This is a genomic window from Arthrobacter sp. TB 26, from assembly GCF_000427315.1.
Taxonomy (GTDB): domain Bacteria; phylum Actinomycetota; class Actinomycetes; order Actinomycetales; family Micrococcaceae; genus Arthrobacter.
Genome location: NZ_AUPJ01000261.1, coordinates 1 through 7,509, shown reverse-complemented (window position 1 = coordinate 7,509; position 7,509 = coordinate 1). Strand labels below are relative to the sequence as shown.

Sequence of the window (7,509 nt, the reverse complement as noted above, 5' to 3'; positions counted from 1 at the left end):
CAGGCGCTCGAGGTTGCCCTGCAGCAGCCCGGGATGCTGGAAGGTGAGACGTGGCAGCGTTTCTCCGAGGCGAGATTCTCGACACCGGCGTACCTGGCCATCCACGAGGCCATCCGGGCCACCGGCCTGGCGTTCGCGGGCGACCCGGTGCGCTGGGTGGAACAGCTGCTGCAGGAGGTTCCCGAGCCGCTGCGCCCGCTTGTGTCCGAGCTGTCCGTCGTGCCGCTGCCCGCCAGCACGGCAGACGGCGTCCTGCGATACTGCCGGGACATTCTGGCGCGCCTGTTCGAACTGCAGATCACCCGGGTCAAGGCGGACAAGATGGGACAGCTCCAGCGCCTGGACGCCTCTTCAGACCCGGAGGAGTTCCAGCGGCTGAACCGCGAGCTCATGCAGCTGGAAATGCAGCGGCGGTCCCTGCGCTCGGAGGCCTGAGTCTCCCTGTCTGGTCCCGTGCCTGCTGTCCCGGGCTTTTGTCCCGTGCGGGGTCAATTTCACTTCCCGGCCGGGTGTTTGCTAGGCTTGTATCCGCTTCATTCCTCCTTAGCTCAATTGGCAGAGCATTCGACTGTTAATCGAAGGGTTGCTGGTTCAAGTCCAGCAGGAGGAGCGTGCAGTCCCCGTCCCGGGTCACCGGGACGGGGACTTTTTCATACCCGGAGGGGGTATTGGCGGGATGCGTCGGGCCGGGTGGCGGGCCGATTTCCTAAGCGGCAAAACCTTTGCTAATGTCATACCTGCTTCATTCCTCCTTAGCTCAATTGGCAGAGCATTCGACTGTTAATCGAAGGGTTGCTGGTTCAAGTCCAGCAGGAGGAGCGGACAGGTCCCGCAGCCGGTGAACAACTGGCTGTGGGACCTTTTTTGTGCCCTTTTACGGCGGCCTATCCCGAGCTCAGACGAAGTCCATCTCCACCTGCAGGAACCGCTCGGCCTCTGCCACGGCTGCCTGGAACGCTTCGAGCTCGGTGGGGGACTTGCGCGGTTCCCGCGGGTGCCATTCGTGCGGATTGGAGTGGACCTGGGTGAACCCGCCGCCGGCCGGGGCGTAGAAGATGCCGAAGCGTTGCACGGGCCACTCGGGGGAGGTCTCGGGGGCGACCAGGAGCGCCGAATCGTAGGCCGGGTTGTACCACTGGGCGATCGGGCGCCGGCGGTCCTCGGTGAACAGGCCGGCCGCGAACAGGGCCGCCGACTGCTGGCTGGTCTGGCTGCACAGGCGATCCCACCACAGGGGCAGGATTCCGGCGTCGCACCGCTGCCACGTGGCCGGTAGGGGCGGATGATCCTGCCAGTGGGGCACAACTACAACTTTATCGCCCGGCGTGGTGCCGCAACAGGGCCTGCAGCCAACCTCACGGGCCGCCCCTGGGGGACATGCCCCGCGGTCGGGCTGGCGGGTGGACATGGTGCCCATATGCCCATCCCTGGCTGCGGCCACTGGGCATGCCCTCCCTGCCCCGGCCGGCCAAGTCCCGACATCCTGGGAGAACTTTCGGATGGGGGGAACCGGGAAGGAGTGCAGTAAGGCGCCACGAACGTGCGAGGCAGCGAACACAGACCCGCATCCTGGCCGGGTCGCTGCCCCTAACAGGGCCGCAGCCTAGGAACGCGAGGTCGGCGGCCAGCCTGCCGCGGGGACATGCCCCGTGTTGGGACGGGCGCATGGACATAGCGCCTATGTGCCCAGCCCTCTAGCCAAGGCTGGGCATGTCCCGCGGATTCGTGCGTGAAAAGGCTGGGCATGTCCCCGCGGACGTGGTGCCGGGAGGCGGGCTACTGGATCGCCGGGACCGTCCGGGGCCTGACCACGAGCCACAGGGCAGCAGCGGCCAGGAAGATGCATGCGGCCTGGACTGCACCCATCGGCGTGGCGGACGTGACGCCGAACCAGCCCACCACCGGCGAAATAAGCCCCGCCATCAGGAAGGTGGCAGCACCGAGCAGGGAGGCAGCCGTTCCGGCCTGCGCCCCGTGCTTGGCCAACGCCAGCACCTGGACGCAAGGGAACGTGAATCCGGCGCCGAGGATGTAGAACCACAGCGGCACCATCACGCCCCACAGCCCGAAGCCCAGCTGGTCGAAAATCACGATCAGCACGGCCATGAGGAACATCCAGGCCGTGGAGCAGGCGAGGATCCACTGCGGCGGGACCCGCCGGATGAGCCTCGAACTGGTCTGCACCCCAGCGACAATGCCCAGCGAATTCACGCCGAAGAGCAGGCCGTATTGCTGCGGGCTGAAGCCGTACACATCCTGGAACAGGAACGGCGATGCGGAAAGGTACGTGAACAGCCCGGCGAAGTTCATGCCGCCCACCAGCAGCAGCCCCACGAAGATCCGGTCCGCGAACAGGACACCGTAGCGCTGGCGGGCGGTCATGCCGGTCTTTCCGCGCAGTTCCCGGGGCAGCGTCTCGCGCACCACGAACACCGCGGCGGTGAGGACGCACAGGCCGTAGCCCGCCAGGAAGAAGAAGATCCCGGGCCACGGCATGAACAGCAGCAGCTGCGAGCCGATCACCGGGGCAAGGATCGGGGCCAGACCGTTCACCAGGGCCATCCGGGAAAACATCCGCACCATGGCGTAGCCGCTGAACAGGTCCCGCACCATCGCCATTGCCACGACGCCGCCTCCCGCGGCGCCGATGCCCATCAGCACCCGGAAGAAGCCCAGCGTCGAGATGTCGGTCGACAGGGCGGCACCGAGGGATGCCATGATGTGCACCGCTGTCGCCAGGATCAACGGCATCCGCCGGCCGAACTTGTCGCTCAGCGGGCCGACCACCAACTGGCCCAGCGCAAAGCCGATCGTCGTGCCGGTCAGCGTCAGCTGCACGGCCGCCTCCGAGACGCCCAGGCTCTCTTCCAGCGCGGGGAACGCCGGAAGATACAGGTCCACGGTGAACGGGCCCAGGGCGGTTAGCGCACCGAGCATCAGAATGTAGAGGAGCTTGCGGCGGCGGCTCAGAGAATCGCCGGGATTTGTGGGTGTAGTCACAGAGGTCAATCCTAGGGCTCACGCCACCGGGCCAGGCGCGTGGAACAGGGCGCGCCATAGCCCGCCCCGCGCCGCTGCCGGGAGCCTGAATGGTAGTTTTGACACCGGGGTCTGCATGAAGCTGCGCAGACCGGCAAACCCGCGGAAGCGGAATCACAGGTGTAACCAGTTAGGCAGGACCGATGAGCGGACGTCACAGCGGCGGGACAAACGGGGCGCTGCGCATTTCAGCGCTGCCCAGGACCCTGAAACTGATCTCCAAGCTGGCTCCGCGGCAGCTCAATGACGAGATTGCCCTGGCCAAGGTCGAGATCAAGCGCAAGGGCATCGAGGTCGGCGTTGCTGCCGCTGTTCTCGCGGTTGCACTGGTCTTCGTCGCCTTCCTGGTGGTCGGCCTCATCGTCGCCGCCATCATGGGCCTCGCCACGATCATGCCCGCCTGGCTCGCGGCCCTGCTGGTCTGCGGTGTCTTCCTGCTGATCGCCGTGATCGCAGGCCTCGTGGGTGTCGGCAAATTCAAGCAGGCCATGCCCCTGGTTCCGGCGGATACCATCCGCGGCCTCAAGCACGACCTTGGCATCGCCAAGGAGGGCTCCGCGTTCGATCCTGCCGTGCTGGATCCGGAGTCCGAGCAGTACAAGGCGGCCAAGGCTGCCAAGGCAGAGGCCGCCGCCAAGGCCAAGGCCGAGAAGGAAGCCAAGAAGGCCGCTGAGCCGGACTTCGGTCCGCCGCCCACTGAGGCGGAACTGCGACGCCGGCTGGACCAGCGCCGCGCCCACCTCACCGGGGTCCGCGATGAACTCAATGAGGAACTCGACGTCAAGACCCAGGCCCGGGTCCTGCTGGCCGCGGCCCAGGTGAAGCTGCAGGGCGGCAAAGAACAGCTCAGCGGCAAGGTCGCCGGGTTCCGGTCCGCGGCCGGGCGCACCACGAAACGTCCAGCGACGTCGGACGGCGCCGCTGCCGACGGCGCAGGCGTGGCCGCCCAGCTGGGCCAGCGGTGGAAACCGCTCGTCGCTTTGACCGCCTCGGCCGCCGCGCTCGTGTTCATGCTGCGCAAACTGCTCAAGGGCTAGGCAGCCCGCCTCACAACGCCCGCTCGCTGCCGGCCATGGAAAGGGGGACCCGATGAGGTTCATCGGCGCTGGTGCCCGGCCTGGTCAGCCCCAGATCCACCACGACCGGGTCTTCACCATCCCCAACGTGCTGACCGTGGTGCGGTTCCTCGGCGTCCCACTGTTCATCTGGCTCGTCCTCGGGGCGCAGGAATACGGCTACGCCGCCCTCGTTCTGGCGGTTATGGGCAGCACCGACTGGGTGGACGGCTACGTCGCCCGCAGGTATGACCAGATGTCCAACCTCGGGCGGGTCATGGATCCGATCGCGGACCGGCTGTCTCTGATTGCGGTCGCCGTGACGCTCGTGATCGCCGGCGTCGTGGAATGGTGGTACCTCGCGGCGCTGCTCGTCCCGGACGCCCTTCTGCTCGCCTTGTCGCTTTACTACTTCCACGGCCACCCAGACCTTCCCGTCAGCAGGATCGGCAAGATCCGGACTGCGCTCCTGTTGGTCGGCACGCCGCTGCTCGTGCTCTCGAAACTCCCGGTCCCTGGCGCCGAGGTGTACTTCGTCGCCGCCTGGATCTTCCTGGGACTGGGGCTCGTGGGGCACTGGATCGCCGGCTACAACTACTTCTGGGCCATCATCCGCAAGGGCAGGAAGCTCAAGGGCCACCAGCTCGACGCCGACGGCGGCACCGGCTGATGGTGTGGTTCGCCGTCCTGCTGGCGGTGCTGGGAGCATTTTGCCTCGCGATTGGCGCCCAACGCCAGGGCAGTGCCGTTAAGGCGGACACCGGAGGACTGGCGCTCAGCAGCCATGGCATGCTCCGCCTGTTCCGCAGCCCGCGCTGGGTGTTTGGCCTGCTGCTGCTGACTGTGGGCATGGCCATGAACGCCGTTGCCCTGGTCATGGCGCCACTGACCGTGGTCCAGCCGATCGGGGCGATAGCCCTGGTCATCACCACGATCGTCAACGCCAAGGACCAGGGGTTGACGATCAACCGGGCCACCGTCGTGGCCATCTCCGCCTGCGTCACGGGCTCGGCCCTGTTCGTGGTCCTCGCCGTCAACGTGACCCAGGAAAACCACAAGGTCAGCTCGTCGGACGAGCTGACCATTGTGCTGCTGCTGGCTTTGGCCGTAGGTCTGTTCGGGACGCTCGCCCTGATGTTCAGGCACCGCATGAGCGCCTTCATCTATATCCTTGGCGCCGGTATCCTGTTCGGCTTCGTCGCCGTCCTGACCCGCATCATCGGCAAGCACCTGCTCGATCCGAACGGGCTGGGCGTCCTGAACGTGCCGTGGTATTCGGTGGTCGCCATCGCGGCCGCCGGCGGCCTGGGCTCGTGGTTCGTCCAGAACGCGTACTCGGGTGGCCCGCCGGACCTGGTGATTGCCGGGCTGACCGTGATCGACCCGATCGTCGGCATCGCGATCGGCATCACGATCCTCGGCGAGCTGCGCCCCGATGTCCACGCCGTGACGGCGATTGCGATGGGGGCGGCCGGTTCGCTTGCTATCGTGGGAGTGATCGCCCTGTCCAGGCACCATCCCGAAGTCACCAAGCGCAAGAAGGACGCGCGGAAGGCTGCGGGCCGGGTGTCGTAGGACATCGTCCAGACTTCAGCAGTCGGCCCGGCGCGCCTGCGCCGACGGCCAACCGGCCGCCACAGACCAGCTGCCCGCACCGTGACCACCAGGAGCTCTCCCCGTGACCATGCCTGACAACCAGCACCCGCTGACCATCCTGATTGCCGCGGACACGTATCCGCCCCACGTCAACGGCGCGGCCATGTTCGGCTACCGCCTGGCCAAGGGCATGAAGGCGCGGGGTCACGATGTTCATGTCCTCGCCTGCCGTCCGGACAAGGGCAAGAGCTACACCGAATTCAGCGACGAAGGCACCGTTCACCGGATCCGCTCGCACTCAGTTCCCACGCACGAATACTTCCGGATTACTTTCCCCTGGGAAATCAAGAAGGAAATCAGCCTGCTCTTCGACCGGATCCAGCCCGACGTCGTGCACATCCAGAGCCATTACATGATCGGCGAGCATGTGCTCTACGAGGCCGTCAAGCGCGGCATCAGGATTGTGGCGACCAACCACTTCATGCCCGAGAACCTGAACCCGTTCCTGCCGTTCCCGCAGTGGTTCAAGGACATCGTGGGACGCATCTCCTGGAAGGACATGGGAAAGGTCATGGGCCAGGCCGACGTCGTCACCACCCCCACGCCGCTGGCGGCCAAGGCCATGCACCAGCACGCCTTCCTCCGCAAGGTGCTGCCGCTCTCCAACGGCATCGACTCGGCCGCCTACGAACTCCAGCCCGGTGAAGAGCTGGTTCGCCACTCGAGTCCCACGGTGCTGTTCGTTGGCCGGCTCGCCGAGGAAAAGCACATCGACGTCCTCATCGACGCTGTCGCTAAGACGCCCAAGGAGCTGGACGTCCACCTCGAAATCGTTGGCGGCGGCGAAGTGCGCCCGGCCCTCGAGGCCCAGGTTGCCCGTCTGGGCCTGCAGGACCGGGTCAAGTTCCTCGGCCTCGCCAGCGAGGCCGATCTCCGCAGGGCCTACCTGGCGGCGGACTTGTTCTGCATGCCCGGCACTGCCGAACTGCAGTCGCTCGTGACGCTGGAAGCGATGTCCGCTTCCACGCCTGTCCTGCTGGCGGATTCCATGGCGTTGCCACATCTGGTGCGCGACGGCGAAAACGGCTACCTGTTCACGCCCAATGACAGCGACGACCTCGCGGCCAAGATGGTCCGTGTGCTGTCGTTGCCCGCCGATGAGCTGGCGGCGATGGGCAAGGCGAGCCGGGGGATGGTGGAGAACCACAGCCTCGAGCGTACCCTGCAGGCCTTCGAGGATCTGTACCGCGGCGCGAGCTACGACGACCTCGTCGTCTGATCAGGGCCACTACTATTGCTAGAGTGATTTTTGCCCGGAAACCGTCCGGCCCGATGCGGGCCGGATCGATTTCCGGGACGCGGGGCTATAGCTCAGCTGGTTAGAGCGCGGGACTCATAATCCTAAGGTCCTCGGTTCAAGTCCGAGTAGCCCTACATTCACGCGGAACCCTGGAAGGGATCCGCATTCACGGGAGCCGTGGCTGATGTTTCGACGTCGGCCCGGCTCCTTTGCTGTGTCCGGCTCCTTGTCCGGTTCCTTGTCCGGCCGGGGCCGATCGCCCTGTCCTGTGAGACGACTGGTCCGGGTTGATGCCCCTCGGTATGGCCTCCGTCACTTGCGGTGTTCCGGCGAATTGCGGTAAGTTACTGGTGAGTAACATTCCGCTGGCGCATCGCCCGCGTCATCCTGGTCGCTGCTGATCCCACGTGAAGGAACACCATGTCCAAAGCTGACATCGACATCAACAACCTCCCCTACGCCGATGGCGACTTCTTTGCGTTCGAGCAGCTGCTCAGCGGCAAGGAGCAGGACCGGCTC

Annotated in this window: 6 protein-coding genes, 3 tRNA genes and 1 pseudogene; 8 read left to right on the top strand and 2 right to left on the bottom strand. The window is 66.0% G+C overall.

Annotated features, from left to right (window positions below; all coding sequences use genetic code 11):
• The 3 genes and pseudogenes from K789_RS0109615 to K789_RS0109605 all read left to right on the top strand — a co-directional run.
• Positions 1 to 435: pseudogene (locus K789_RS0109615) on the top strand (DNA primase); the annotation flags it as partial.
• Positions 436 to 537: 102 nt separating this feature from the next.
• Positions 538 to 610 (top strand) — tRNA-Asn (locus tag K789_RS0109610).
• A 136-nt stretch (positions 611 to 746) separates the two neighbouring features.
• Positions 747 to 819: transfer RNA gene (locus K789_RS0109605), tRNA-Asn, on the top strand.
• A 76-nt stretch (positions 820 to 895) separates the two neighbouring features.
• Here the strand turns inward: K789_RS0109605 and K789_RS0109600 are convergent.
• Positions 896 to 1,303 carry a hypothetical protein gene (locus K789_RS0109600; RefSeq protein ID WP_024366573.1) on the bottom strand — a complete coding sequence of 136 codons (408 nt, stop codon included), beginning with the start codon at positions 1,301 to 1,303 and terminating at the stop codon, positions 896 to 898.
• Between the two features lie 473 nt (positions 1,304 to 1,776).
• Positions 1,777 to 3,000: a multidrug effflux MFS transporter gene (locus tag K789_RS0109595; protein ID WP_024366572.1), complete on the bottom strand. Its 1,224-nt coding sequence runs from the start codon at positions 2,998 to 3,000 to the stop codon at positions 1,777 to 1,779.
• A gap of 182 nt (positions 3,001 to 3,182) precedes the next feature.
• Between K789_RS0109595 and K789_RS0109590 the strand changes: the two genes are divergently transcribed.
• The 5 genes from K789_RS0109590 (at position 3,183) to K789_RS0109570 (ending at position 7,124) form a co-directional block, all read left to right on the top strand.
• The gene (locus K789_RS0109590) at positions 3,183 to 4,076 is read left to right on the top strand and encodes a phage holin family protein (protein WP_024366571.1); all 894 of its coding nucleotides are present in this window, start codon (positions 3,183 to 3,185) and stop codon (positions 4,074 to 4,076) included.
• Positions 4,077 to 4,128: 52 nt separating this feature from the next.
• Entirely contained in the window at positions 4,129 to 4,764 is a 636-nt protein-coding gene (locus K789_RS0109585) for a CDP-alcohol phosphatidyltransferase family protein (protein ID WP_024366570.1), read from the top strand.
• A complete protein-coding gene (locus tag K789_RS0109580) occupies positions 4,764 to 5,669 on the top strand; it encodes a DMT family transporter (RefSeq protein ID WP_024366569.1) in 906 nt (301 codons plus the stop codon). The genes K789_RS0109585 and K789_RS0109580 overlap by 1 nt, the downstream gene beginning before the upstream one ends.
• A gap of 103 nt (positions 5,670 to 5,772) precedes the next feature.
• Positions 5,773 to 6,969 (top strand): glycosyltransferase, encoded by a 1,197-nt coding sequence (locus K789_RS0109575; protein WP_024366568.1) that lies wholly within the window; start codon positions 5,773 to 5,775, stop codon positions 6,967 to 6,969.
• An 81-nt stretch (positions 6,970 to 7,050) separates the two neighbouring features.
• Positions 7,051 to 7,124: transfer RNA gene (locus K789_RS0109570), tRNA-Ile, on the top strand.
• The last annotated feature ends 385 nt before the right edge of the window (positions 7,125 to 7,509 follow it).

Excerpts from the sequence above, each read along its gene's own strand:
- K789_RS0109585 (WP_024366570.1), top strand. The coding sequence starts at position 4,129 with ATGAGGTTCATCGGCGCTGGTGCCCGGCCTGGTCAGCCCCAGATCCAC.
- K789_RS0109580 (WP_024366569.1), top strand. The coding sequence starts at position 4,764 with ATGGTGTGGTTCGCCGTCCTGCTGGCGGTGCTGGGAGCATTTTGCCTC.
- K789_RS0109590 (WP_024366571.1), top strand. The coding sequence starts at position 3,183 with ATGAGCGGACGTCACAGCGGCGGGACAAACGGGGCGCTGCGCATTTCA.